The sequence below is a fragment of the Acidovorax sp. genome (assembly GCF_046291265.1).
Taxonomy (GTDB): domain Bacteria; phylum Pseudomonadota; class Gammaproteobacteria; order Burkholderiales; family Burkholderiaceae_C; genus Acidovorax.
In genome coordinates, this window is the sequence record NZ_JBKBTV010000004.1 from 45193 (window position 1) to 71455 (window position 26263).

Annotated in this window: 24 protein-coding genes and 1 pseudogene; 11 read left to right on the top strand and 14 right to left on the bottom strand. The window is 60.6% G+C overall.

Going from position 1 to position 26263, the window contains the following annotated elements:
- The first annotated feature begins 89 nt into the window (after nucleotides 1-89).
- The 4 genes from secA to ACK41V_RS02720 all read left to right on the top strand — a co-directional run bounded on the left by secA (nucleotide 90) and on the right by ACK41V_RS02720 (nucleotide 5579).
- Nucleotides 90-2846: a preprotein translocase subunit SecA gene (secA, locus tag ACK41V_RS02705; RefSeq protein WP_409777455.1), complete on the top strand. Its 2757-nt coding sequence runs from the start codon at nucleotides 90-92 to the stop codon at nucleotides 2844-2846.
- A 108-nt stretch (nucleotides 2847-2954) separates the two neighbouring features.
- Nucleotides 2955-4184 carry a bifunctional glutamate N-acetyltransferase/amino-acid acetyltransferase ArgJ gene (gene argJ, locus ACK41V_RS02710; protein ID WP_409777458.1) on the top strand — a complete coding sequence of 410 codons (1230 nt, stop codon included), beginning with the start codon at nucleotides 2955-2957 and terminating at the stop codon, nucleotides 4182-4184.
- 59 nt (nucleotides 4185-4243) lie between these two features.
- A complete protein-coding gene (locus tag ACK41V_RS02715) occupies nucleotides 4244-5116 on the top strand; it encodes an ATP-binding protein (RefSeq protein WP_409777461.1) in 873 nt (290 codons plus the stop codon).
- Nucleotides 5109-5579, top strand: a complete 471-nt coding sequence (locus ACK41V_RS02720; RefSeq protein ID WP_409777463.1) for an NUDIX domain-containing protein — start codon at nucleotides 5109-5111, stop codon at nucleotides 5577-5579. The genes ACK41V_RS02715 and ACK41V_RS02720 overlap by 8 nt, the downstream gene beginning before the upstream one ends.
- A 131-nt stretch (nucleotides 5580-5710) precedes the next feature.
- Here ACK41V_RS02720 and ACK41V_RS02725 read toward each other — a convergent pair whose 3' ends face one another.
- From ACK41V_RS02725 to ACK41V_RS02755, 7 genes are all read right to left on the bottom strand, one after another.
- Complete coding sequence (locus ACK41V_RS02725; protein ID WP_409777466.1) at nucleotides 5711-5938, bottom strand: DNA gyrase inhibitor YacG; 228 nt, start codon at nucleotides 5936-5938, stop codon at nucleotides 5711-5713.
- 67 nt (nucleotides 5939-6005) lie between these two features.
- Nucleotides 6006-6761 (bottom strand): cell division protein ZapD, encoded by a 756-nt coding sequence (gene zapD, locus ACK41V_RS02730; protein WP_409777469.1) that lies wholly within the window; start codon nucleotides 6759-6761, stop codon nucleotides 6006-6008.
- Nucleotides 6762-6846: 85 nt separating this feature from the next.
- Nucleotides 6847-7470: a dephospho-CoA kinase gene (gene coaE / locus ACK41V_RS02735; protein WP_409777472.1), complete on the bottom strand. Its 624-nt coding sequence runs from the start codon at nucleotides 7468-7470 to the stop codon at nucleotides 6847-6849.
- A gap of 17 nt (nucleotides 7471-7487) precedes the next feature.
- Entirely contained in the window at nucleotides 7488-8357 is an 870-nt protein-coding gene (locus ACK41V_RS02740) for a prepilin peptidase (RefSeq protein WP_409777474.1), read from the bottom strand.
- Nucleotides 8357-9574: a type II secretion system F family protein gene (locus tag ACK41V_RS02745; protein WP_409777476.1), complete on the bottom strand. Its 1218-nt coding sequence runs from the start codon at nucleotides 9572-9574 to the stop codon at nucleotides 8357-8359. The genes ACK41V_RS02740 and ACK41V_RS02745 overlap by 1 nt, the downstream gene beginning before the upstream one ends.
- 18 nt (nucleotides 9575-9592) lie before the next feature.
- A complete protein-coding gene (gene pilB, locus ACK41V_RS02750; protein ID WP_409777479.1) occupies nucleotides 9593-11335 on the bottom strand; it encodes a type IV-A pilus assembly ATPase PilB in 1743 nt (580 codons plus the stop codon).
- Nucleotides 11336-11608: 273 nt separating this feature from the next.
- The gene (locus ACK41V_RS02755) at nucleotides 11609-12538 is read right to left on the bottom strand and encodes a polyprenyl synthetase family protein (protein WP_409777698.1); all 930 of its coding nucleotides are present in this window, start codon (nucleotides 12536-12538) and stop codon (nucleotides 11609-11611) included.
- Between the two features lie 226 nt (nucleotides 12539-12764).
- Here ACK41V_RS02755 and rplU point away from each other — a divergent pair, with 226 nt between their 5' ends.
- The 4 genes from rplU to proB all read left to right on the top strand — a co-directional run bounded on the left by rplU (nucleotide 12765) and on the right by proB (nucleotide 15828).
- Nucleotides 12765-13076: a 50S ribosomal protein L21 gene (gene rplU, locus ACK41V_RS02760; RefSeq protein WP_409777482.1), complete on the top strand. Its 312-nt coding sequence runs from the start codon at nucleotides 12765-12767 to the stop codon at nucleotides 13074-13076.
- Nucleotides 13077-13092: 16 nt separating this feature from the next.
- Nucleotides 13093-13350 (top strand): 50S ribosomal protein L27, encoded by a 258-nt coding sequence (gene rpmA / locus ACK41V_RS02765; protein WP_226444985.1) that lies wholly within the window; start codon nucleotides 13093-13095, stop codon nucleotides 13348-13350.
- A 174-nt stretch (nucleotides 13351-13524) separates the two neighbouring features.
- On the top strand, nucleotides 13525-14595 hold the full coding sequence (cgtA, locus tag ACK41V_RS02770) for an Obg family GTPase CgtA (protein ID WP_409777486.1): 1071 nt from the start codon (nucleotides 13525-13527) through the stop codon (nucleotides 14593-14595).
- A 90-nt stretch (nucleotides 14596-14685) separates the two neighbouring features.
- Nucleotides 14686-15828 carry a glutamate 5-kinase gene (gene proB / locus ACK41V_RS02775; RefSeq protein ID WP_409777488.1) on the top strand — a complete coding sequence of 381 codons (1143 nt, stop codon included), beginning with the start codon at nucleotides 14686-14688 and terminating at the stop codon, nucleotides 15826-15828.
- Nucleotides 15829-15966: 138 nt separating this feature from the next.
- Here the strand turns inward: proB and ACK41V_RS02780 are convergent, their stop codons facing one another.
- Nucleotides 15967-16644, bottom strand: coding sequence for an RNA pyrophosphohydrolase (locus ACK41V_RS02780; RefSeq protein ID WP_409777701.1), 678 nt, complete (start codon nucleotides 16642-16644; stop codon nucleotides 15967-15969).
- A 92-nt stretch (nucleotides 16645-16736) separates the two neighbouring features.
- Here ACK41V_RS02780 and ACK41V_RS02785 point away from each other — a divergent pair, with 92 nt between their 5' ends.
- Both ACK41V_RS02785 and ACK41V_RS02790 read left to right on the top strand, forming a co-directional pair.
- A complete protein-coding gene (locus tag ACK41V_RS02785) occupies nucleotides 16737-18479 on the top strand; it encodes a proline--tRNA ligase (protein ID WP_409777491.1) in 1743 nt (580 codons plus the stop codon).
- A complete protein-coding gene (locus ACK41V_RS02790; protein WP_409777494.1) occupies nucleotides 18476-19219 on the top strand; it encodes a lytic transglycosylase domain-containing protein in 744 nt (247 codons plus the stop codon). Before ACK41V_RS02785 ends, ACK41V_RS02790 begins: the two co-directional genes overlap by 4 nt.
- Before the next feature lie 34 nt (nucleotides 19220-19253).
- Here the strand turns inward: ACK41V_RS02790 and ACK41V_RS02795 are convergent, their stop codons facing one another.
- From ACK41V_RS02795 to hemA, 6 genes and pseudogenes are all read right to left on the bottom strand, one after another.
- Nucleotides 19254-20600, bottom strand: coding sequence for a hemolysin family protein (locus ACK41V_RS02795; RefSeq protein WP_409777497.1), 1347 nt, complete (start codon nucleotides 20598-20600; stop codon nucleotides 19254-19256).
- Nucleotides 20601-20790: 190 nt separating this feature from the next.
- Nucleotides 20791-21798 carry an AAA family ATPase gene (locus tag ACK41V_RS02800; RefSeq protein WP_409777500.1) on the bottom strand — a complete coding sequence of 336 codons (1008 nt, stop codon included), beginning with the start codon at nucleotides 21796-21798 and terminating at the stop codon, nucleotides 20791-20793.
- 167 nt (nucleotides 21799-21965) lie between these two features.
- Entirely contained in the window at nucleotides 21966-22289 is a 324-nt protein-coding gene (grxD, locus tag ACK41V_RS02805; protein ID WP_409777704.1) for a Grx4 family monothiol glutaredoxin, read from the bottom strand.
- 78 nt (nucleotides 22290-22367) lie between these two features.
- A pseudogene (gene prmC / locus ACK41V_RS02810) lies at nucleotides 22368-23207 on the bottom strand (peptide chain release factor N(5)-glutamine methyltransferase); the annotation flags it as partial.
- 72 nt (nucleotides 23208-23279) lie between these two features.
- Nucleotides 23280-24368, bottom strand: a complete 1089-nt coding sequence (gene prfA / locus ACK41V_RS02815; RefSeq protein ID WP_409777503.1) for a peptide chain release factor 1 — start codon at nucleotides 24366-24368, stop codon at nucleotides 23280-23282.
- A 126-nt stretch (nucleotides 24369-24494) separates the two neighbouring features.
- Complete coding sequence (gene hemA, locus ACK41V_RS02820; protein ID WP_409777506.1) at nucleotides 24495-25823, bottom strand: glutamyl-tRNA reductase; 1329 nt, start codon at nucleotides 25821-25823, stop codon at nucleotides 24495-24497.
- A gap of 73 nt (nucleotides 25824-25896) precedes the next feature.
- Between hemA and ACK41V_RS02825 the strand changes: the two genes are divergently transcribed.
- Entirely contained in the window at nucleotides 25897-26175 is a 279-nt protein-coding gene (locus ACK41V_RS02825) for a hypothetical protein (RefSeq protein WP_409777509.1), read from the top strand.
- Nucleotides 26176-26263 lie beyond the last annotated feature (88 nt).

A 26263-nucleotide genomic window follows, 5' to 3' on the forward strand; every position in this document is an offset into this window, starting at 1 on the left:
TGCGCGTCGGACCCACCTGAACTCAATTCATCTTAGGGATTTCGGTCGCTTGACGCGCTGTTATCAGCGGGGCAAGCGGTCCTGTTCGCATGGCCACCAACTTCCTCACCAAATTATTCGGCAGCCGCAACGACCGGCTCCTCAAGCAATACCGCAAGACGGTGATTCGCATCAATGCGATGGAGCCCGACTACGAGAAGCTGACGGACGAGGCGCTTCGCGCCAAGACGCAGGAATTCAAGGAGCGCGTGGCCAAGGGCGAATCGCTTGACGACATTCTTCCTGAAGCTTTTGCCGTAGTCCGCGAGGGCTCCAAGCGCATCATGAAGATGCGGCATTTTGATGTGCAGCTATTGGGTGGCATGGCGCTGCATTTCGGCAAAATCGCCGAAATGCGCACGGGGGAAGGCAAGACGCTGACTGCCACGCTGCCGGTGTACCTGAACGCGCTGTCTGCGAAGGGCGTGCACGTGGTGACGGTCAATGACTACCTCGCCAACCGCGATGCCCAGTGGATGGGGCGCCTGTACAACTTCCTGGGCCTCACGGTGGGTATCAACCTGCCCAACATGCCGCGCGAGCAAAAGCAGGAAGCCTACCGTGCCGACATCACTTACGGCACCAACAATGAATATGGCTTCGACTACCTGCGCGACAACATGGTCTACGAAGCTGCAGACCGTGTGCAGCAGGGCCTGAACTTCGCTATCGTCGATGAGGTGGATTCGATCCTGATCGATGAAGCCCGCACGCCGCTGATCATCAGTGGCCAGGCCGAAGACCACACGGCGATGTACATCGCCATGAACAAAGTCGTGCCGCTGCTGGTGCGCCAGGAAGGCGAAGCCGACGCACGCACAGGTGAGGGTGTGACCAAGCCCGGCGATTTCACGCTGGACGAAAAAACCCACCAAGTGTTCCTGACCGAGCAAGGCCATGAAAGCGCGGAGCGCATTCTGGCCAGCCAGGGCCTGATTGCCGAAGGCGCCTCCGTCTACGACCCGGCCAACATCACGCTCATGCACCACCTGTATGCAGCGCTGCGGGCCAACCACCTTTATCACCGCGACCAGCATTACGTGGTGCAAGAGGGTGAGATCGTGATCGTCGACGAGTTCACCGGTCGTCTGATGTCGGGCCGCCGCTGGAGCGAAGGTCTGCACCAGGCGGTTGAAGCCAAGGAAGGCGTGAACATCCAGGCCGAGAACCAGACCCTGGCCTCGATCACCTTCCAGAACTATTTCCGCCTGTACAACAAGCTGGCGGGCATGACCGGCACGGCAGATACCGAGGCCTACGAGTTCCAGGAGATCTACGGCCTGGAAACCACGGTGATCCCGCCCAACCGTCCGAGCAAGCGCGACGACCAGCTCGACCGCGTTTACAAGACCACGCGCGAGAAGTACGAAGCGGCGATCAAGGACATTCGCGAATGCCACGAGCGCGGCCAGCCCGTGCTGGTGGGCACCACGTCGATCGAGAACTCCGAAATCATCGACCAGCTGCTGAACAAGGAAGGCTTGCCGCATCAGGTGCTCAACGCCAAGCAGCATGCGCGTGAGGCCGACATCGTGGCCCAGGCAGGCCGTGCGGGCATGGTCACCATTGCGACCAACATGGCCGGCCGGGGCACCGACATTGTGTTGGGCGGCAACATCGAAAAGCTGGTGGCCGCGGTGGAGGCCGACGAGTCGCTGGACGCCGCTGCGCGTGAAGCACAGATTGCCAAACTGCGTGAAGAGTGGGCCGTGGACCACGAGAAGATCAAGGCCCTGGGTGGCCTGCGCATCATCGCCACCGAGCGCCACGAGTCTCGCCGGATCGACAACCAGCTGCGTGGCCGCTCGGGTCGCCAAGGCGATCCAGGGTCTTCACGTTTCTACCTGAGCCTGGATGATTCGCTGATGCGCATCTTCGCGGGCGATCGCGTCAAGGCGATCATGGACCGCCTGAAAATGCCCGATGGTGAAGCCATCGAAGCGGGCATTGTGACCCGCAGCATCGAGTCGGCCCAACGCAAGGTCGAGGCCCGCAACTTCGACGTCCGCAAGCAATTGCTGGAATACGACGATGTGGCCAACGACCAGCGCAAGGTCATTTACCAGCAGCGCAATGACATCCTGGACGCGAGCGAACTGTCCGACACCATTGCCGTCATGCGCGAAGACTGCATGACCGACCTGGTTCGCCAGTATGTGCCGGTGGAATCGGTGGAAGAGCAGTGGGACCTGCCTGCGCTGGAGAAGGTGCTTGCCGACGAATGGCAGGTGTCGATTCCCTTACAGCAAGAAGTCCAGGGCGCCAGCGCCATCACCGACGACGAAATTCTGGAGAAGGTGCTGCAGGCTGCCCATGCATCGTTCGATACCAAGGTCGATCAGGTGGGTCGCGAGAACTTCACGCAGTTTGAGCGCATGGTTCTGTTGCAAAGCTTTGACTCCAACTGGCGCGATCACCTGAGCTCGCTGGACTATCTGCGCCAAGGCATTCACCTGCGTGGGTATGCCCAGAAGCAGCCCAAGCAAGAGTACAAGCGCGAAGCCTTCGAGCTGTTCCGCCAGCTGATCGATGGCGTCAAGAACGAAGTCACCAAGATACTGATGACCGTGCAGGTGCAATCACCGGCCCAGTTGGACCAGGCGGCGCAGGACATGGAAGCCCGTGGCGAGGCCATTGCCAACGTGACCTACACCGCCCCCACCGAGACCGGCGAAGTGGAAACCACCCTGGCAGACACCCAGTCGGCTGGTCAGGCACTGCCCGATGGCATGCGCGTGGGCCGCAACGACCCATGCCCTTGCGGCAGCGGCAAAAAATTCAAGCAGTGCCACGGCAAACTCGCTTGAGTTGTGCGCTGACTGAGTAGGACCAAACGACACGGGCTGCGGCCCGTGTCTTCATTTGCGTGCCACGGTTTTCCGGATAATCGGCCGCAGTTTTTAAGAAGGACTTCCATGCCCGTCAATCTTCTCGCTCCCGTTGCCGCTGATCTGCACCCGATTGCCGGTGTCCGTATTGGTGTTGCCGAAGCCGGTGTTCGCAAAGCCAACCGCAAGGACCTCACCGTCTTTTTGCTGGACGAGGGGGCCAGCGTGGCGGGTGTGTTCACGCAGAACCGCTTTTGTGCGGCACCGGTGCAGGTAGGGCGTGAACATCTCGCAGGCGGGCAGGCCATTCGCGCCATGGTGATCAACACTGGCAATGCCAATGCGGGCACCGGTGCTGACGGACTGGCGCGTGCAAGAGCGACCTGCGTGGCCATGGCGAAGCAACTGAACGTGGCACCCGAGCAGGTGCTGCCCTTTTCCACCGGCGTGATCATGGAGCCTTTGCCCGTGGAGCGCATCGAAGCCGGGTTGCCTGCGGCCATTGCCGACGCAAAGCCAGACCACTGGGCCCGCGCCGCCGAAGGCATCATGACCACGGACACCCTGCCCAAGGCGTTCTCGGCGCAAGTGCAGATCGGCGGGGCCACGGTGTCCATCACCGGCATCAGCAAGGGCGCGGGCATGATCCGCCCCAACATGGCGACCATGCTGGGCTTTATGGCCACAGACGCATGCGTGCACCCCACGGTCATGCAACAGCTGGCACGCGAGCTGGCCGACGGCTCCTTCAACCGCGTCACCATCGACGGCGACACATCTACCAATGATTCGTTTGTGGTGGTCGCCACCAACAAGGCGGCCCACAAACCCATTACGGCGCTCGACAGCGCAGACGGCCAGGCCTTGAAGGCCGCCATGCTGGATGTGGCACAAAAGCTGGCGCAGGCCATCGTGCGCGATGGCGAGGGCGCGACCAAGTTCATCACGGTGCGGGTCGAGGGCGGCAAGACGGGCGACGAGTGCCGCAAAGTGGCCTATGCCATTGCGCATTCGCCATTGGTCAAAACGGCATTTTTTGCCAGCGACCCCAATCTGGGCCGCATCCTGGCCGCTGTGGGTTACGCCGGGATTGATGACCTGGACCAGACGGGCATCGATCTGTTCCTCGACGACGTGCACGTCGCCATCAAGGGTGGCCGCAACCCGGCCTACCGCGAGGAAGACGGCCAGCGTGTGATGAAACAAAGCGAGATCACGGTGCGGGTGCTGCTGGGCCGGGGCGATGCGTCTGACACCGTCTGGACCTGCGATTTCAGCCACGAATACGTCACCATCAATGCCGATTACCGGTCTTGAAGCAGTTACTCCTAATTTCATAGCTGTTAGCGCTTGATAGATAAGCGCTAGAGGCCAAAATGAATCAAAAACTTGACCATCTGATCGAGCGCGCCGAGCAACTCATCGCTCGCATTGAATCCGTCCTGCCCCAGCCTTTGGGGGCGCCCGACTGGTCCGCTGCCATTGCCTGGCGTTACCGCAAGCGCAGCAGTGGCCATGGCACGCTGGAACCCGTGCGCCATGTGGCGGCCATGCAGCTGGCAGACCTCAAAGAGATTGATCCGCAAAAGGAAAAGATCGAACGCAACACGCAGCAGTTTGTAGCCGGCAAACCCGCCAACAACGTGCTGCTGACCGGCGCGCGCGGCACCGGCAAGTCATCGCTGATCAAGGCGTGCCTGAACGTCTACGCGGCACAAGGCCTGCGCTTGATCGAAGTGGACAAGGCCGACCTGGTGGACCTGCCCGATATCGTGGACGTGGTGTCTGATCGGCCCGAGAAATTCATCGTGTTCTGTGATGACTTGAGCTTTGAGGACGGCGAGCCCGGCTACAAGGCGCTCAAGTCCACCCTGGATGGTTCGGTGGCCGCTGCCACGCCCAATGTGTTGATCTACGCCACCAGCAACCGGCGCCATCTGCTGCCGGAGTACATGGCCGAAAACCTCACCTACACCCACACCGCGGATGGCGAGGTCCACCCCGGCGAAGTGGTGGAGGAAAAGATCTCGTTGTCCGAGCGGTTTGGGCTGTGGGTCAGCTTCTATCCCTTCAGCCAAGAGGAGTACCTGACCATCGTGGCCCAGTGGCTGTCGTCGCTGGGCGTACCAGCCGCCGAAATTTCAGCCGCCCGTGCAGAAGCCTTGGTGTGGGCGCTGGAGCGCGGCTCGCGCAGCGGCCGGGTGGCTTACCAGTTTGCGCGCGACTATGCGGGGCGACACGATGGTTGAAACAACTTCCGCCAAAGCGGCGACTGGTGCCGCCGATGCGCGCCCCCACACCGAAGTCGCGGTCGGTATCTTGCTGCGCCCGGACGGTGCCATGCTGCTGTCCACCCGCCCGCCTGGGAAACCGTATGCCGGGTACTGGGAGTTTCCGGGTGGCAAGCTGGAAGCGGGAGAAACCGTGGAACAGGCTCTGCGCCGTGAGCTCATTGAAGAACTGGGCGTGACCATCGGCCCCGCCAGTGTCTGGAAGGTGACCGAGCACGATTACCCGCATGCGCTGGTGCGACTGCACTGGTGCAAGGTGTGGGCGTGGACGGGAGAGTTCGAGATGCGCGAAGGCCAGTCGATGGACTGGCAGCAGATGCCGTTGACGGTGGAGCCCGTGTTGCCGGGTGCCTACCCAGTCCTGCAGTGGCTGGCCGAAGAGCGTGGCCAGTCACTGGTAGCACCTGAATTGCAAAAATGATAGCTGCTAGCGCTTGATGGATAAGCGCTAGAGCCAGATTTCATTCAAATTCCATGCGAATATTTGCTGGTCAAGGCGCTGGCTGACTTACTCACTGACTGACTGATTTACAGTCCAGCCGCAGTGATGTGTCAGTGTGGTAGGTAAGAATCGCCGTGCGGCGCATCACCCGGTGGCGCTTCGGCGGGCATGCGAAAGTCTTCGCTGGCCCAGGCGCCCAGGTCCACCTGTTTACACCGTTCGCTGCAGAAGGGGCGGTAGGCGTTGCTCGGCGCGTAGATGCTGTCGCCGCCACAGCAAGGGCAGGTGACGATGCGTGCAGCGGGCGCAGCAGCACGGTCGCGTTCTGGGTGAGCCATCCTCGTTGTCCTCAAAGTCTGTTTGCTTGTGCCGTTGCTGAGCGGTTTTTGCGATGCCAGGGCGTCGTCAAGCGCACAAGGTCAGCTCAAAGGCGGCGTCTTCTGGGCATGCATGCAGACGGGCATCGTCCTCTAGCCGCATCAACCGCACCGACACGATCAGCCGATTGCCGCTGATTTCTGGAATCAGGTTCAGCGCCGGGTCGATGCGCAGGCGCAGCAACTGAAACGTGCGGCCTTGCGGCAGGTTTTGCTGGAACTGGCCCCGCTCTGCAGCCACTTTCTGTGGCACGCCCGAGTCCCGCAGCAGCTTGAGCAGTACATAAATGGATTCCGCCAGCGGCGCCAGGGTGGACGCCCATCCTTCTAGAGCCTGCTGACGCATGGCGGGATCGTGGTGCTGCCACGCATAGTAGGCCGGCAGATCAAAGCCGCAGGTGCCACCCGGAATGCCCACCCGGCTGCGAATGCTCATCAGCCAATCGTTCTCGGTCAGCGAGTGGCCGGACTTGCCGGACTGGGTGTTGAGCGCCACAAAGCAACGGTCCAGCTGGGCAATCACCGCATCCAGCGCTGCCTCGGAGATCGAGGGATTGCCTCGGTAGCTGTCGAGCTGGTGTTTGTGTTTTTCAATGTCCTTGAGGACATCTGACTTCAAGTCAGCACGGGCCGCAACGTCCATGATCTCGAAGATGGTGACCAGTGCAAAGTGGTGGTCCAGCGCATGCGTGCGGGGAATCAACTCGCCCAGCCTGCGAAACAACTGCTCAAGCCGCAGATAGGTTCGGAGACGCTCGTTAAATGGATATTCGTAAAGGATCACGCTGGCGGGTTCCTGGGGGCTCAGGGGGGATTCTGACGCCGGTGGCGCACGGCATGGGATGAAAACACAAACGGTTTCGTTCGCATCATAGCCCGAACAGCAAGGCGGCCTGCCTTGTGCGGGTGTGCAGTGCATCGAGCGTGCAGTCACCGTCGTTGGCGATCACCACATCGGCCACGGCACGGCGGGCGCGCCGGGTCGCTTGGGACGCAATGATGGCTTGTACGACTTCTCTGGTCAGACCGTTGCGCCGCATGACGCGCTCGATTTGTGTCTCTGGGGAGCAGTCCACCACCAGCACGGCATCCAGCCGTCGCGCCCACCGCCCAGACTCCGCCAGCAGTGGAATGTCAAACACGATCACGGCGCAACCACGGTCCACCGCTTGCTGTGCCTGGAGATCGCTGTGCAGCGACACCAGGGGATGCACGATTGCTTCCAGTTGCGCCCGTGCTTCAGGGCGGTTGAACGCCAGTTGGCGCATGCGGTCGCGGTGCAGGGCGCCATCGGCATTGACATACGCATCGCCAAACACCGCGCGGATCGCAGGCATGGCCGCACCACCAGGGCCTGTAGCGTTTCGAGCAATCTGGTCGGCGTCTACCAGTGCGGCACCCAGGGATGCGAACACATTGCCGACGGTGCTTTTGCCACTACCAATGCCTCCGGTCAGGCCCAGGCGCAAGGGCGGCGACTTGTAGTCCGACATAAACCCAACCCACCGGCTCAAAGGCCCGCGAGCTTCAATACCGACTCAATGATGGCATTGGGACCGAAAATCATGGCCGTGAACGCTGCGCCCACAAGGAACGGTCCAAAAGGCACGTACCCGCCCTCGCGCAGGTTGCTGAATATTTTCAGCGCGATCCCGACAATGGCCCCAATGACCGACGACATCAAAATGATAGGGACGAGCGCGGGCCAGCCAAACCAGGCACCCAAGGCCGCGAACAGCTTGAAGTCACCGTAGCCCATGCCCTCTTTGCCGGTCGCTAACTTGAAACCCCAGTAGACAAGCCACAATGAGAGATAGCCTGCCGCTGCGCCCACCACCGAGCTGTACAGCGGGACGTCAGTCCATTGCATGGCAGACGCCAGCAATCCTGCCCACAGCAAGGGCAGCGTGATGTCGTCGGGAAGCAGCGTGGTATCCCAGTCAATGAACGCAAGCGCGACCAAGGCCGCGGAAAAGCCGCACCACATGATGCCTGTGGGCGTGATCCCCCAGCGTTGAATGCAAAAGTAGAACAGTGCGCCAGTGGCGATTTCTACCAACGGATAACGCACGCTGATGCGTGTGTTGCATGCAGAGCACCGACCCCGAAGAAAAAGGTAGCTGAGAACGGGAATGTTCTCGTACCACTGCACCATGTGTCCGCACGACTGGCACCGGGAACGGGGCGTAAGCAGGTTGAAGGCCTCCTGTGCTGGAGGCGGGTCCTGCCCGAGTTCATGGGCCCGGTAGGCAGCAGCCTCTGCCGTCCATTGGCGCTCCATGATCTTGGGGAGCCGATAGATCACCACATTCAAAAAGCTGCCAATCAGCAGCCCCAGCACACTTCCAAGTGCTGCATCCAACCAAACATCCACTCCCATTACACAACTTGACCAAGCTTGAAGATGGGCAGGTACATCGACACCACGATGCCACCAATGAGCGTGCCGAGAAACACGATGATGATAGGTTCCATCAGGCTGGACAAACCAGCGACCATTTCGTCCACTTCGGCTTCGTAAAAGTCGGCCGCCTTGCCCAGCATATGGTCAATGGAGCCGGACTCTTCGCCGATGGCGCACATTTGTAGAACCATGGAGGGAAAGATGTTCGCGTTGCCCATCGCTGCGGTCAAGCTGGTGCCCGTGGAAACCTCCTGCTGGATTTTCTCCGTGGCCATCGAATACAAGGAATTTCCCGATGCGCCGCCGACCGAATCCAGTGCTTCCACCAACGGAACCCCTGCGGCAAACATGGTGGACAGAGTCCGGGTCCATCGCGCAACGCAGGACTTTTCAATCAAAGCACCGAAAATTGGTATTTTGAGCAAAAGGCGGTCCATAAACATCTGCATCTTCTCGTTGCGTCTCCATGCTTGCATGAAAAAATAGAAACCGCCACCGATCCCGCCAAAAATCAGCCACCACCATTTGACGAATATCTCGCTGATTGCCATGACAAACAGCGTGGGAGCAGGGAGGTCAGCGCCGAAAGATGTAAAAACTTCTTTAAACGCGGGAATCACGAAAATCATGATCACTGCCACCACGACGAAGGCTACGATAACCACGGAAATGGGATACATCAAGGCAGATTTGATTTTCGATTTGATCGCCTCCGTTTTCTCCATATAGGTAGCTAGACGATCCAGCAGCGCCTCGAGAATACCGGCGGCTTCGCCAGCTTCTACCAAATTGCAGTAGAGGCTGTCGAAGTACATTGGATGTTTGCGGAAAGCACCATTCAGCGATGTCCCGGTCTCGACGTCAGAGCGGATGTCGTTGAGCAGTTTGGTAACGCTGGGATTGGTATTTCCTCGGCCCACAATATCAAACGACTGCAACAACGGAACGCCGGCCTTCATCATGGTCGCGAGTTGCCGTGTGAAGAGTGCGATATCTTTGGGTTTGATTTTTTTGCCCGAGCGCATCCGGCGCTTTTTAATTTTTGTCGGGAAAACGCCTTGCCGACGCAGCGTGGCCTGGACCTGGTTTTCCCCAGACGCTCGCACCTCGCCACGGACGACTTTTCCGTGTCGGTCCTTGCCTTCCCATTCAAAAACAAACTCTTTGACGTCTCTTGATGCTGCGGTCGCCATACTAGTCCCTAGTGAGCATTATTCGTTGGTGACTGCGAGTACTTCTTCCAGAGAAGTCAGTCCTTGTTTGGCCTTGTACAGACCAGAAGCGCGAAGTGAACGCACACCTTCCGCCTTTGCTTGTTCGGCAATTTCCAAGGCGCTGCCATCGCGCAAGATAATGCGTTGAATGTCCTCAGTGATAGGCATGACCTGGTAGATGCCTACTCGCCCTTTGTATCCATTATTGCAAGCAGAACAACCCACCGGACGGTACGTGACCCAAGAGCCATCAATCTCCTCTTCGGGGTATCCGGCTTCGAGAAGTGACTCATGCGGGATGTCAGCTGGCGTTTTGCAAAGCGGGCAAAGCTTGCGTGCCAAACGCTGTGCAGTAATCAAAATCACGCTGGAGGCAATATTGAACGGCGCTATGCCCATGTTGCGCATGCGCGTAAGCGTCGTAGGCGCATCATTGGTGTGCAGTGTCGAAAGCACCAAATGCCCCGTTTGGGCTGCCTTGATCGAAATATCGGCAGTTTCCAGATCGCGGATTTCGCCCACCATAATAATGTCTGGATCTTGACGAAGAAACGATTTGAGTGCCACGGCAAACGTCATGCCAGCTTTTTCGTTTACGTTGACCTGGTTTACGCCGGGTAGGTTAATTTCCGATGGATCTTCTGCTGTCGCTATGTTGACGCCCGGCTTGTTGAGAAGATTCAAACAGGTATATAAAGAAACTGTTTTTCCGGATCCGGTAGGGCCCGTAACTAGGATCATTCCATAAGGTCGGCCAATCGCCTCGAGTAAACGCTCTTTTTCTATTGCTTCATATCCAAGTGCGTCGATGCCGAGTTTTGCGCTACTGGGGTCAAGAATACGGATAACGATTTTCTCGCCGAACAGTGTTGGGAGAGTGCTTACCCGAAAGTCGATGACGCGATCCGGCCCGACCTTGAGTTTCATCCGCCCGTCTTGCGGCACTCTCTTTTCTGAAATATCTAGCCGTGATATCACTTTGATGCGTGAGGCCAGCTTGTCTTTGATAGCGATGGGGGGAGAAGCAATCTCTCTCAATTCCCCGTCAATGCGAAAGCGAACACGGTACTGGTGTTCGTAGGGCTCGAAATGCAAATCCGATGCACGCATGTTAAACGCGTCGAGGAGCATTTTGTGAAGGAATTTGACAATAGGGGCATCTTCGACATCGGCTGCGCCCGTGTCATTATTGTCCGGAACATCCTCGACGGCAACATCGTCAAAATCAAAATCGCCACCCCCGGAAGCCGTCAGGGTGTCCATTGATTCGCTGGTGGATTTGGTGGTAGCGTCCACCAATTTACTCAGTTTATCGTACTCTGCAATAATCCAATCCACGCCCATTTGAGTAGTGAATTTTATTTTTTCCGCTGCCTCTTGATCCGTGGGGTCTGCGGTCGCGACGATGAGTCGATTATTTCTTTTGCTAAGAACAACTACCTTATATGCATTGCATATTTTGGCGTCGAGTAATTCTTTGGGTAATCTGAGCGGGTCAATGGCTTCCAGATCCAGCAAAGGCGCGCCAAAAACCGCTGACACCGTGTGTGCCAAATCAGCCGCGGAGACAGCCCCCGAGCCTGTGAGTTCTGCGATAAAGCTCGTGCGGCTGATTTGTGATTTTTTGTAAATGTCTTCGGCTGACTTTTGGGTCAGTTTGCCCGCAGACATCAGTGCCCGGCCCAGTCCGGGAAGGGCGACCGCAGAGGCTTCTTTAGGGGCAGTATCAACAGCGGCCATGTAACCGGTAATGTGTTAGGTGTGGAAAAGAAACCATCCTATCATCACCGATCAGCTAGAGGCTGTACAGCATTGGATATTGGCAGCAGAGCCACAGAAGTGTGGCTATTGCCTGAAACACTGGGCGATTTTCGAGCGTATGAAAAGCGGGAGTTGTCGATTTTTTGCTTGGAAGTACCGACTTCCTCGGCTGGCGAAGTGACCGATTCAAGGCTAGGCTACCTAGACTCTAAAGCGGAGGTGCACGGCACTGCGAGAGGCTCGTGGTCGGACTCAATGCCGACGTTCAAGCAGCTGTGCCGCAAGTTCGATCAATCCGGCCGAATACGCATTGGGAGGAAGCAGTTTTGCGGCAGCTATAGCGCGGCGAGCCTCTTCATGAGCGGCTGCGTGGGTGACTTCTAGTGCCCCGGTCTCGCGCACGATTGCCACGATTTCCGAAAGCCGCTCTGTGGAGCCCTGTTCAATGGCTTGGCGGACAACAAGCGCTTGGCTTGGTGTGCCGCGCTGCATTGCGGCGATCAGCGGCAGAGTCGACTTGCCCTCCCGGAGGTCGTCGCCTAGGTTCTTGCCCATCTCCGCGGCGTCGCCGTCATAGTCGAGAACGTCATCAATAATTTGGAATGCGGTGCCCAGCGCTTGTCCATAGGTAGCGCAGGTCGCTTCCATTTCGGGAGGGCTGTCGGCAAGGACCGCGCCTAGCCGCGCACTGGCTTCGAACAGTTTCGCTGTTTTGGATCGTATAACTTTCAGGTAACCCGCTTCATCCAGAGAGGCATCGTGCATGTTCATGAGTTGGAGCACTTCCCCCTCAGCTATCACATTGGTGGCTTCCGAGAGGATCTCCATGATGCGCATGCTTCCCGCCTCCACCATCATCTGAAATGATCGGGTGTGCAGGAAGTCTCCCACCAGCACACTGGCGGGGTTGCCAAAAGCCTCGTTGGCTGTGGGGCGCCCGCGCCGCAATGTGGATGCATCAACGACATCGTCATGGAGCAGCGTGGCGGTGTGAATGAGTTCGACGACCGCGGCGAGGCTGAAATGATGTGTTCCACGATATCCGAGTGCGCCGCACATCATCAAAAGCAGGGCAGGACGCAAGCGTTTACCACCTGCCGCAATGATGTACTGCGATATCTGGGCCACCAGAGGCACGCTGGACGTCAGGCGCCGACCGATGACCTTGTCAACCTCTTGCATGTCTTGGGCAACGAGCGCGAGGGGGGATGCTGCGGGGGCGGTGTGGTCAGTCAAGATGGTGGTCACAGAAAGTGCCCGGATTATAGGAAGCTCAAGGCGTGGTCTTGAGCACTCGAAGGTGCCGACGACAGGCGTTCTGCTGGCGCAGTGGTGTGATTGGGCGTGATGCGCTACAATCTTGGGCTCTGCAGAAATTCGTCTGCGGAACTCATATCAAGAGGTCAACATGTACGCGGTCATAAAAACCGGCGGCAAGCAGTATCGCGTTGCTTCCGGCGAAAAAATTAAAGTAGAACAGATTGCTGCGGACGTAGGCCAGGAAATTGTGATCGACCAAGTTTTGGCAGTCGGAAACGGCGCTGAATTGAAGGTTGGTACACCCCTGGTGTCCGGCGCAACCGTCACGGCAACTGTCGTGGCACACGGCAAGCACGACAAAGTGCACATCTTCAAGATGCGCCGTCGCAAGCACTATCAAAAACGCCAAGGTCATCGCCAGCAGTTCACTGAGCTGCAAATCGGTGCGATTGCTGCTTAATCGAAGGAGCTGAGTCATGGCACAGAAAAAAGGCGGCGGCTCTACGCGAAATGGGCGCGACTCCAAGCCAAAGATGCTGGGTGTCAAGGCGTTCGGTGGTGAACTGATCAGCGCTGGCTCGATCATCGTGCGCCAACGTGGCACGCGTTTTCACCCCGGCAACAATGTCGGCGTGGGCAAGGATCACACCTTGTTCGCGCTCGTGGACGGCCATGTGTCGTTCGGCGTCAAGGGTGCGTTGTCCAAGTCCACGGTCAATGTGACCCCCGCCTAAGGTTTTCCTTAGGCAGCCACCGAAGCCCCGCTTTGCCGGGGCTTTGTTGTTTGGCCTTTACGATGGTGCACTTGCTCCATCTGTCTGCGGCGCCTGGAAGGCGCTGCGCTGTTCCGACAGAATCAGCAGCCTGAAGGCTGTCGGTGCAGCCCTCTTTTGTAAACTGGATATCCCATGAAGTTCGTCGATGAAGCCTTTATTGACATTGGAGCCGGTGACGGTGGCAATGGCTGCGTGTCGTTTCGGCACGAAAAGTACAAGGAGTTCGGCGGACCCAATGGCGGGGATGGTGGGCGCGGCGGACATGTGTTTGCCGTGGCGGATCCGAACCTGAACACGTTGGTGGATTTCCGGTATTCGCGCCGCCACGAAGCCAAGCGCGGCGAACACGGCATGGGCTCTGACATGTTTGGCGCAGCCGGCACCGACATCACCCTGAAGATGCCGGTGGGCACGATCATCACTGACGCAGAAACGGGTGAGGTCTTGTACGAGCTGCTGAATCCCGGCGAAGTGATCACCATTGCCAAGGGCGGAGACGGCGGATTCGGCAACATGCGCTTCAAGAGCGCGATCAATCGCGCGCCACGTCAGAAAACGCCAGGCTGGCCAGGTGAAAAGAAAAACCTGAAGCTCGAACTCAAGGTTCTCGCAGACGTTGGTCTGCTGGGCATGCCCAACGCGGGCAAGTCGACCTTTATCACGGCCGTTTCCAACGCCCGCCCGAAAATCGCTGACTACCCTTTCACCACTTTGCACCCGAATTTGGGGGTGGTGCGTGTGGGGCCGGAGCAGAGTTTTGTGGTGGCCGACATCCCGGGGCTGATCGCGGGCGCCTCGGAAGGTGCTGGGTTGGGGCATCAGTTTCTGCGCCACCTGCAGCGCACGCGGTTGTTACTGCACATTGTGGATATGGCGCCGTTCGATGATGCGGTGGATCCGGTCGCGCAGGCCAAAGCCATTGTCAACGAGCTGAAAAAGTACGACCAGAAGCTGTACAACAAGCCGCGCTGGTTGGTGCTCAACAAGCTCGACATGGTCCCGACGGAAGAGCGGGAGGCGCGGGTGACGGATTTCGTCAAGCGCTTCAAGTGGAAGGGGCCCGTGTTCCAGATCTCCGCGCTCACGCGCGAGGGTTGTGAGCCGCTGATCCACGCCATCTTCCGCCACGTGCAGTCGGAGCAGCGCATAGAAAACGAGCCGGTCGAGGTCGATCCGCGTTTTGCGGGTGATGCTCCCGCTTGATTTGCTCTCTGGATTTGCACTGCGTTTGCTATATTAATAATAGCTAATAGCGCTTGATGGATAAGCGCTAGAGGCCAAAAAGACTAAAAAATGGTTTCCAACGTGTTGCGAGATGCCCGTCGCATCGTGGTCAAGGTGGGCTCCAGTCTTGTGACCAACGAAGGCCGCGGCCTGGATGAAACGGCCATCGGCGAATGGAGCCGCCAGCTGGCTGCCTTGGTGCGGGGTGAAGGCGGCGCACCGCGCGAGGTCATCATGGTGTCCAGTGGCGCCATCGCCGAAGGCATGAAGCGGTTGGGCTGGACGACTCGACCGAGCGAGATTCATGAACTGCAGGCCGCAGCCGCGGTGGGGCAGATGGGGCTGGCCCAGATGTATGAGACCAAACTGCGCGAGCAGGGCATGGGCAGCGCGCAGGTTTTGCTGACCCATGCGGATCTGGCTGACCGGGAGCGCTATCTGAACGCACGTTCTACCTTGCTCACTCTGTTGCGTTTGGGTGTGGTGCCAGTGATCAACGAGAACGACACGGTCGTCAACGACGAGATCAAGTTTGGCGACAACGACACGCTCGGAGCCCTCGTAGCCAATCTGGTGGAGGCGGATGCGCTGATCATCCTGACGGATCAGAAGGGGCTCTACACCGCAGATCCTCGCCGCGACCCGTCTGCACAGTTTGTGCACGAAGCCAAAGCAGGGGACTTGGCGTTGGAGGCTATGGCGGGCGGCGCTGGGTCCAGCATCGGCAAGGGCGGCATGATCACCAAGATCCTGGCGGCCAAGCGCGCTGCTGGATCGGGGGCTTCCACGGTCATCGCCTGGGGGCGTGAATCTGATGTTCTGGTCCGCTTGGTGCGTGGCGAAGCGCTGGGCACTTTGCTGGTGGCCCAGACGCAGAAGAAGCAGGCGCGCAAGCAGTGGATGGCGGACCACCTGCAACTGCGTGGATCGGTGGTGGTGGACGCCGGTGCTGCAACCAAGGTGCGCGATGAAGGCAAAAGCCTGTTGCCGATTGGCATGACCGCGGTCGAAGGGGATTTCTCGCGGGGTGACGTGATTGCCATTCGCGACACCGCAGGGATCGAGATTGCCCGGGGCTTGGCAAACTATGCCGCTGCGGAAGCTCGCAGGCTGTGCCGCAAACCATCGGCAGAGTTCGAATCGTTGCTGGGCTACGTGGCCGAGTCAGAGATGGTGCACCGAGACAACTTGGTACTTGTGGCAAAGCCGTGACGCGGCGTTTGCGCCAATGCGGCTGCTAATGCGGTTGCGGTTGCGTTGATTTGATCGATGGTCCGCGATCAATGCGGTCAAGTCCCGTGCCGTACAGATTGCCAAAACAACAAACGCCTGCATCAGCAGGCGTTTTTGTTAGTGTGTCTCACGCGGCGTAGCGGCGACTGGCAATGCATCAAGCTCACCCGGCATGCTGTTTTGCGGGTCCGGGTCGAAGCTGGCTCCGGGAGGCAGCTCCATCCCCGGATTGATCAGCATTGATCCGGTTCGGAACATGGTGCCTGCGTGCTCGCCCTCTCGCGTGCGCATGCCGCTGCGCAGATAGCGGTTGCGCTGCTCGTGGCGCGGCAGGTAGCGAGCCAGTTCGGTGAGCGCCATCTCATAGACGCCCCGTTTGAACTCCACCACCACATCCAGCGGAACCCAATAGTCGTTCCAGCGCCAAGCGTCAAACTCTGGATGGTTGGTGGCGCGCAGATTCAAATCCCAGTCGTGTCCCACCAGTTGAAGCAGATACCAGATTTGTTTCTGGCCCTTGTAGTGTCCGCGTGCATCGCGGCGGATGTACCGGTCAGGCACCTCATAGCGCAACCAGTCCCGGGTGCGGGCCACCACGCGTACGTGATTGGGCAATAATCCCACCTCTTCATGCAGTTCGCGGAACATGGCTTGCTCGGGGGTTTCGCCCCGGTCAATGCCACCCTGCGGAAACTGCCAGCTGTGGGTGCGTATACGCTTGCCCCAGAACACCTGGTTTTTCTGGTTGAGCAGGATGATGCCGACGTTCGGCCGAAAGCCGTCCCGGTCAAGCATAATCAAACCCCAAATTTTTAAACTGTGTCCATTATGCACGGCGCCTAGCGTGCGGCAAGTGGGCCGGTCTGTTCTGCCCGAAATCGAGTCCGATGAAAGCCTCCCAATTCTTTATTTCCACCCTCAAGGAAGCTCCGGCCGATGCCGAAGTGGTCAGTCACAAACTCATGACGCGGGCGGGGCTGATCAAGAAACTGGGCGCGGGCATCTACAACTACATGCCCATGGGGCTCAGGGTGATCCGCAAGGTGGAGGCTATCGTGCGGGAGGAAATGAACCGCGCGGGTGCTGTGGAGTTGGCAATGCCGGTGGTTCAGCCCGCCGAGCTGTGGCAGGAAACGGGCCGTTTCGACAAGATGGGCCCTGAGCTGTTGCGCATCCAGGACCGCCACGGCCGCGACTTCGTCGTTCAGCCCACCAGTGAAGAAGTGATCACTGACATCGCGCGGCAAGAGCTCAAGAGCTACAAACAGCTGCCGAAAAACCTTTACCAGATCCAGACCAAGTTCCGCGACGAGCGCCGTCCACGTTTCGGCCTCATGCGGGGCCGCGAATTCATCATGAAGGATGCCTACAGCTTTGACCGCGACCAAGCGGCCGCCAAGGCCAGCTACCAGGTCATGGCGCAAGCCTACCGCCGCATTTTTGACCGCTTCGGCCTGACCTACCGTGCGGTAGCTGCCGACAGTGGTGCCATTGGTGGCGATCTCTCGGAAGAGTTCCAGGTGATTGCCGCCACGGGTGAAGACGCCATCGTTTACTGCCCCGAGAGCGAGTACGCAGCCAACATGGAAAAGGCCGAGGCGCTGGCCCCCGCAGGGCCACGGGGCGCCGCCGTGCAGGCGATGACCAAGACCGCCACCCCCGGCAAGAGCACCTGCGCCGATGTGGCTGAGTTGCTGGGCGTGCCGCTCAACACCACGGTCAAGTCCCTGGTGCTGGCCACGGACGAAACCAACGAAGCTGGCGAAATCGTCAAAAGCCAGGTGTGGCTACTGCTGCTGCGCGGCGACCATGACATGAATGAGATCAAAGTCGGCAAGGTGCCCGGTCTGGCAGGCTTCCGTTTTGCCACGCTCTCCGAAATCGAAGAGCACTTTGGCTGCAAGCCCGGCTATCTGGGCCCCATTGGGCTCAAGAAGCCACTCAAGATTGTTGCCGACCGCGAAGTCGCGTTGATGGCCGACTGGATCTGTGGCGCCAATGAGGCGGACTTTCACATCACCGGCGTGAACTGGGGTCGCGACCTGCCCGAGCCTGACGCGGTGGCCGATCTGCGCAATGTGGTGGCGGGTGATCGTTCGCCCGATGGCAAGGGGGAATTGGCAATTGAACGTGGCATCGAAGTGGGCCATGTTTTCTATCTCGGCACCAAATACAGCAAGGACATGAACGCGACCTTCCTCGGCGACGACGGGCGGCCCGCGTTTTTTGAGATGGGCTGTTACGGCATCGGCATCACGCGCCTGCCTGCGGCTGCCATCGAGCAAAACCATGACGAGCGCGGCATCATCTGGCCCGACGCGATTGCGCCGTTCACCGTGGTCATCTGCCCCGTGGGCATGGACCGCAGCGAGGCTGTCAAGGCCATGGCCGAATCGTTGTACGCCGACCTGCTGGCTGCCGGTGTCGACGTGATCCTGGACGACCGCGGCGAGCGCCCCGGCGCCATGTTTGCCGATTGGGAGCTGATTGGCGTGCCGCACCGGGTGACGATTGGCGACAAGAGCCTTAAAGAAGGTGTGGTCGAGTACCAGCACCGCCGTGATGCAGCGGCCACCAAGGTGGCCACCACCGATATCCTGGCCCATGTGAAGGGCCGCATGGCTGTATGAGTTTTCGCGCACCTACCATTGCCTCAGCCGACGTGACCACCACCCCTGGCCTGGGGTTGTCGCGGCGCGCGGCCATTGCGTCGCTCTCGTCTCTGGCGGCGCCCGCCGCGTGGCTGGCTGCGCCGAAGGTGGCGCATGCAGGAGGTCAGCTGGAGGAGCCCTTGATGGACTCCGTGCGCACCGCGCTCAGTTCCGCCGTGGCCAACCAGGCACCGCCCGAGCCCGAGTTTTTCACCACCGAAGCCCGTCTGCACTACCTGCGGTGGCTCGGCACGCAAAGCGACCGGTTGCGCCGACGCAAACCCGAATGGGAAGTGCGGCGTGATTTTCTGCAGACCGTGTGGTACGAGTCCAAGCGCGCCGGGCTGGAAGTGTCCCTGGTCATGGGCTTGATCCAGGTCGAAAGCGCGTTCCGCAAATACGCGGTGTCCAGCGTGGGCGCCCGGGGCTACATGCAGGTCATGCCGTTCTGGACGCGGGTGATTGGCGATGGTGACCCGGGCAAGCTATTTCACATGCAGACCAACCTGCGCTTTGGCTGCGTGATCCTGCGCCATTACATTGACCGCGAGCGGGGCGACCTGTTCATGGCGCTGGGCCGGTACAACGGCAGCAGGGGCAAACCTCCGTATCCGAATGCCGTGTTTGCTGCGCAGCGCAACTGGGCGTTTGCCGAAAAGCCCCAGCTCCTGCCAACGCCCGCTGCACCTGAGCCCTTGGTCGCTGCCACAGCGTCCTAGGTTCTTCTAGCTGCGTCCAGCGCCCTACCGCGCCCTAATTCGCAGCCGCCGAGCCTTCCAGCTTGGTCATCGGTGCATTCCCGTCACTGCCAGGCACGTTCAGGCGCGACACCATGACCTGGTCGACGCGGTAGCTGTCTACGTCCAGCACCTCAAACTTGTAGCCGCCCCAGCTCACGCTGTCGGTGCGGCGGGGCACCCGGCGCAGCATCACCATCAAGAAGCCCGCCAGGGTTTCATATTCGTCCGCGTGGGGCAGTTCGTCCAGAGACAAGGCGTGCAGCACGTCCTGAACGGGCGTGACCCCATCGATCAGCCACGAGTTTTCATCCCGCCGCACGATCTGCTCTTCATCGGCCGGGCCGACCAAATCACCCATCACGGTGCTCATCACGTCGTTCAGCGTGACCACGCCCACCACCAGGCTGTACTCGTTGACGATGAGCGCAAAATCCTCGTGGACATGGCGAAACTGCTCCAGCACCTCGGACAAGGTCAGCCGGTCGGGCACGATCAGCACCTTGCGTATCAGGCTGTCGTCTGCCAGCGAAATAGGCTGGTTGTTCAACACGCGCTGAAAGAGATCCTTCGCGTCCACATACCCCACCACGTGGTCGATGTCCCCCTCGCACACGGGGTAGGTCGAGAAGGGTTCGGCGGCAATGCGCAGCCGAATGACCGAGTCGGGTTCGTCCCGCAAGAAAAACGCAATGCGGTCGCGCGGTGACATGGCGCTGGACACCATTCGCGTGTCCAGCTCAAACACATTCGTGATGACCTGCTGCTCGCGCGCGGCCAGTACACCGGCACGCGCACCCGCCTCCATCATGGCCAGGATGTCGTCGGAGGTGATGCGGTCATCGCGCAGCGACGACAGCCCCAGCGCCCGAAAAAGCAGGTCTGCTCCCCGGCTGTAAAACCACACCACTGGGCGCAGCAAGGTCATGCACCAGGCCATGGGTTGCGCCAGCCGCACCACCAGCCGCTCCGGGTTGGCCATGCCCAAGCGTTTGGGAAACAGATCAGAGAAAAGAATGAACAGCGAGGTGATGACCAGGAAAGACGCCAGAAAACCCGCCGTGTGGGCCGACGATTCGGACAGCCACAACTTGAACAACGCCGTGAAATGGGGGCTCAGCGCCCCTTCACCCACGATACCCCCGAGGATCGCCACCGCGTTTTGCCCCACCTGCACCACCGTGAAGTAGTCGCCGGGCTGCTCCTGCATGCGCAGCACCTTGTCGGCGCGTGTATCACCCTCGTCGGCCATCTGCCGCAGGCGCAAGCGGCGTGCGGCCGCGAGCGAGATCTCGGCCATGGAGAAAAAGGCGCTGGCTGCAATGAGCAGCCCGATAACGAAGAGGCTTTGGGACAGGGTCATGTGAGGTGACAGAGCGTGGCGCTGTGGCACACCGGGCTGCCAAGTGTATCTGTGCGCTACATCCGCGCGCAGAGCGCTTGCACACAGCGCAAGCCGAGCGCACGTTGCACTTTTGTCACTTCGTCACACGCCAAGTGACAGCCCGTGTCTCCGTCGCCTATCGGCCTGCGTCTTAAGCCCCTTGGCCCCGCTACTGCATAAACCCGATGCGGCCGCGCCCAGAAGCCGCCTTGGGCAAATCGGCAATTTCCACCGTAGACCGCCGGTCCAGCCGTGCATTGCCAAACCCGGTCATCAGCGCTCGCCGCATCTCCCGCGGTGGCATCTGCGCCAAATGGTCCAGCACGTCGTCCAGCGGGTCCGGGTCCAGCAGCCGACCCCAGTCGTGGCCCGCGCGAATGCCCTGGTACAGATTGCGTGCAATGGTGCGCGCCTGATCCATCGACGGAGCCTCCACCTCGAACACGTTCATGCGGTTGAGGATGGGGTCTGGAATGCTCCGGCTGTCGTTCGCGGTGGTGATCCAGATGACCTGGCTGGCATCGATGGCCACCTCGGCAAACTCGTCGGTAAAGCTCTGGGCCGTGTCGTATTCGAGCAGGCTGTACAGCGCGCCGAGCGGGTCGTACTGCGCATCGGCGCTGGCTTTGTCGATCTCATCCACCACGATGACAGGGTTGGCGTATTCGCCTTCCACCAACGCCTCAAACACCTTGCCGGGCCTTGCGCCCTTCCATTGGGCCGAGGAGCCCGACAGCAGCCAGCCTGCGGTCATGGAGCTCATGGGCAACAGATTCATGCCTGTGCCCAGCAACTCGGCCAGGTGGCGTGCAAAGTGGGTCTTGCCGATGCCGGGTGGGCCCAGCAGCAGCATGGGCGTGACCTCCAGGCCATCGCTGCTGTCTTGCGCCAGTGCCACGTGGCGTTTGATGTCGTCCAGCACCTCGGTGAAGTTGGGCAACTGCTCGTACAGGCTGGCCATGTCGGGGATGCCCGAGGGCTTGACCTGAAACCGCTCGGGGCCACGCTCCAGCATGCGTTCGTAGACGGTGCGCAGGGTTTCGTATTCGCGCTGGTTGCCCGACTCCTGCAGCCGTGCGAGCTTGCGCTCGACGTCGCCAGGGTGGAACACATTGCGCATCTGGGCCACCGGCAGACGCAGGGCGGGTGGCTGGGGAACAAGGCTATGGCTGGTCATTGCATGCTCCTGTGATGGTTTACGTCACGCAACCATTCAAGCACACAACATGCCCGCTGCAGTATCGGATAAGCCCCCGATTGGTGCTTCTGTTGTCGCCAAACAAAAAGCCGCCCGGAGGCGGCCTTTGTATGCAGCGGTGCGCTGAAGGGCGCTATCAGCCCTCGTCAGCCCTCGTTGCCCAGCACCTGCTTGAGCTCACCCGACTCGTACATCTCCATCATGATGTCCGAGCCGCCGATGAACTCGCCTTTCACGTACAGCTGCGGGATGGTGGGCCAGTTGCTGTATTCCTTGATGCCCTGGCGAATTTCTTCGTCTTCGAGCACGTTGACGGTGACCACGGCTTTCGGGTCCACGCCGCAGGCTTTCAGGATCTGGATGGCACGGCCTGAAAAGCCACACATGGGAAAGCTGGCGTTGCCCTTCATAAACAGCAGAACGTCGCTGGATTTGACGAGGGCGTCGATGCGTTGTTGGGGGTCGCTCATGGGGGTGCTCCTGAAAAGGGGTCTGGGCGGGCAATGCCGCCGCCGGGGTGGGATGGGGTGGGGTGGATTATTCACTGTCTGCGCCGTCTGCCACTGGCCGCCCGTACAACGCGCAATGCCCGCGAGGTCATTGCGGCTTCGTACTGCGGCAAAACCCTGCGCCAGCAACAAGGCCTGGACCGCCTCGGCTTGGTCGTAGCCATGTTCTAGCAGCAGCCAGCCTCCAGGCTTCAGGCGCCCGGGCGCCTGGGCCACGATGGTGCGGATGTCTTCAAGCCCATCCGTGCCGCTGGCCAAGGCCTGCAGGGGTTCGTGGGTGAGTGCTGCCAGGTGCGGATCGGCGCTGGCGATGTAGGGCGGATTGGAGACGATGGCGTCAAACAGGCCGTCCACGCCCGTCAGCCAGCTGGTGTGTAGAAACTGCACCGCCAGGCCCAGTCGCTGGGCGTTGGCTTGCGCCACGGCCAGGGCGTCGGCGCTGGCATCCACCGCCAGCACCTGGGCGTCGGGACGTTGGTGTTGCAGTGCCAGCGCAATGGCGCCGCTGCCGGTGCCCAGGTCGACAACGCGAGGGGCGGGCAGCGGGGCCAGCACCTCCAGCGCCCAGTCCACCAGCGTTTCGGTGTCAGGTCGCGGGTCCAGCACGCGCGCGTCCACGTGCAGCGGCAGGCCGTAGAACTCTTTGCGCCCCGTCAGGTAGGCCACGGGTTCTCCTGCCACGCGGCGTTGGCACAGGGCGATGAACTGGTCGTGCACGGCCGCGTCCAGCGCATCGGTGTCGTGCGCCAGCAGCCAGGCGCGGCCCGTATCGGGGCGGGCCAGGGCGTGCAGCAGCAGCAGTTGCGCGTCGATGCGTTCCAGGCCCAGGGTGCGGGCCTGGTGCAGTGCTTGGGCCAGGGTGGGGGTGAGAGGGTTCACTACTGATTTAATAGCTTCTAGCGCTTATGGAATAAGCGCTAGAGGCCAATTTGATTCAAATTTTGATTTAACTCAGCCCGTCGTGCCCGTCTCCAGCTCTTCCAACTGCTCGGCTTCACGCGCATGCGCCAGGGCCTGCAGCACGTCGCCCAGGTCGCCTTCCATCACGTACAGCAGCTTGTACAGCGTGAGGTTGATGCGGTGGTCGGTCAGGCGCCCCTGCGGGAAGTTGTAGGTGCGGATGCGGTCGCTGCGGTCGCCGCTGCCGATCAGGCCCTTGCGCAGCGCGGCCTCCTTGGCGGCGCGCTCGCTGCGGTCTTTTTCTTGAATGCGGGCCTGTAGTACCTGCAGGGCCTTGGCCTTGTTGGCGTGCTGGCTGCGGCCGTCCTGGCACTCGGCCACGATGCCGGTGGGCAAGTGCACCACGCGCACGGCCGAATCGGTCTTGTTGATGTGCTGCCCGCCCGCGCCCGACGCGCGGAAGGTGTCGATGCGCAGGTCGGCCGGGTTGAGCTTGATGGCCTCGTGCTCGTCGGGCTCGGGCATCACAGCCACGGTGCAGGCGCTGGTGTGGATGCGGCCTTGGGTCTCGGTGGCGGGCACGCGCTGCACGCGGTGGCCGCCGGATTCGAACTTGAGGTGGCCATAGACGTTGTCACCTTCGACGCGCAGCACGATTTCCTTGTAACCGCCCAGCTCTGCGGCGTTTTCGCTCACGATCTCTACCTTCCAGCCCACGCGGTCGGCGTAGCGCATGTACATGCGCGTGATGTCGCCCGCAAAGAGGGCCGACTCGTCCCCACCTGTGCCGGCGCGGATTTCCATGAAGGCATTGCGTGCGTCGTCGGGGTCTTTGGGCAGTAGCAGGCGCTGCAGTTCGTCTTCCAGTTGCAGCAGCTCGGCTTCGGCGGCGGTGATTTCGTCCTGCGCCATCTCGGCCATGTCGGGGTCGCTCAGCATCTCGCGCGCACTGGCCAGGTCGGCCTCGCGCTGCTGGTAGCGCGCGTATCGGCCTGCCACCTGCGTGACCTCGGCGTGTTCGACGGAGATGCGCCGGTACTGCGCCATGTCGCTCATGATGTCCTCGCGCGAGAGCAAGAAGTCGAGTTCTTGCAGGCGCAGTGCATAGCGCTCCAGCTGGGTTCTGAGAAAAGGTTTCATGCGGAGAATCAGGAGTTTGCTACTGTATTTGTAGCTGTTAGCGCTTTATGGATAAGCGCTAGAGGCCGATTTGGCTTAAAAATTGAACAACGGGGTGGGGCGGGCCATTGCGGCCATTGATCGCCGCTACAGGCTGTTTTTGCTTTGCGAGCGCAGGAACAGGCGCGACACGGTTTGTGCCGTCTGGGCGCGCATGTCGGCGTCGCCCGCACGCAGCTCGGCCATCGTGCCGTGCAGCATTTTTTGCGTCAGGCCGCGGGACAGGGCTTCGAGCACGGCGTCCATGTCTTCGCCCTTGGCGAGCAGCTTCTTGGCGCGGGCGATCTCCAACGCGCGCCATTCGTCGGTCTGCGCGTTGAGCTGCTGGATCAGCGGCACGACGCCACCCCCCGCGACTGAGGTGCTCGCCGGGCTGCGCAGGTCCATCCAGTGCATGAAGCTCTGCACGCCCGCGTCGATGATGGCCTCGGCCTGCGCCACGGCGGCCTGGCGGTTGGCCTGCGCGGTCTGCACCACGCTGGCCAGGTCGTCCACGGTGTACAGGTACACGTCGCGCAGCGCCTTCACCTCGGGTTCGATGTCGCGCGGCACGGCCAGGTCGACCATGAACATGGGGCGGTTGCGGCGTTTCTTGAGTGCACGTTCTACGGCGCCCAGGCCGATGATAGGCAGGCTGCTGGCGGTGCAGCTGATGACGGCGTCGAACTCGTGCAGGCGCTCGGGCAGGTCGGCCAGGCGCATCACCTCGCCGCCAAAGCGGCTGGCGAGCTTTTCGCCACGCTCGAGCGTGCGGTTGGCAATGGCCACGCCCTGCGGGTTTTTGGCCGCAAAGTGCGTGGCGCACAGCTCGATCATTTCGCCCGCGCCCACAAACAGCACGCGGATCTTGGAGAGGTCTTCAAACAGCTGGCCCGCCAGTCGCACGGCAGCGGCGGCCATGCTGATGCTGTGGGCGCCGATCTCGGTGCTGCTGCGCACCTCTTTGGCCACCGCAAAACTGCGCTGGAACAACTGGTTGAGTGTGGTGCCCAGCACGCCCGCCGTTTCTGCCGCACGCACCGCATCTTTCATCTGGCCCAGGATCTGCGCCTCGCCCAGCACCATCGAATCGAGCCCGCTGGCCACACGAAATGCGTGGCGGGCGACAAGGCTGTCTTCCAGCGTGTACGAGTGCGAGCGCAGCAGCGAGGTGCTGACGCCGCCGCTGTGGGCCAGCCAGCCCAGCGTGTGGTCGATGGCGGGGGCTTCGCCCGCGCAATAGATTTCGGTGCGGTTGCAGGTGGAGATGATGGCGGTCTCCACCCCGGGGTGGCGGCTGGCAGCGCCGCCAGAGTTGCCCAGCGACTCGCGCAAACCATGCAGCGTGGGCGCAATCTGGTCGAGCGCGAACGCAAACCGGCCACGCAGATCGAGCGGCGCGGTGGTGTGGTTGATGCCGAGGGCCCAGACTGCCATAGTCCCCGATTATAAAATTGTTGGACCAGAACCGGCAGCGTTGCTTGTTCAAGCCTTGATTTGGGTCAATTCCATGGGTCCTTGGGACGCTTTCAACCACCTGCTCAATTTCGTCACGCCCGCCGCCGCCATGGCGGTGCTGCTGGGGTTGTCGGGCAGAATTTTTCGATCAAAAACACCTGTAGCGCTTTCGTGGTGGGCGCGGGTAGCTATTGTTTTTGCAGTCGGCGTCGCCGTGCTGGCGGTTGGCCTGGTGGTGTGGGGGCGAGACGGCAAGATGCTGACCTATGCCGCGCTGGTGCTGGCCTGCGCCACCTGCCAGTGGGTTTTGGTGCGCGGCTGGAGGGCTTGATTCGCCCAACCCCGAGGACTTCGCCAAAAGAAGTCTGGTGCCAAGGTCGTTTGACGAATTTTTAGTGTTTTTGGCCGCTAGCGTTTGA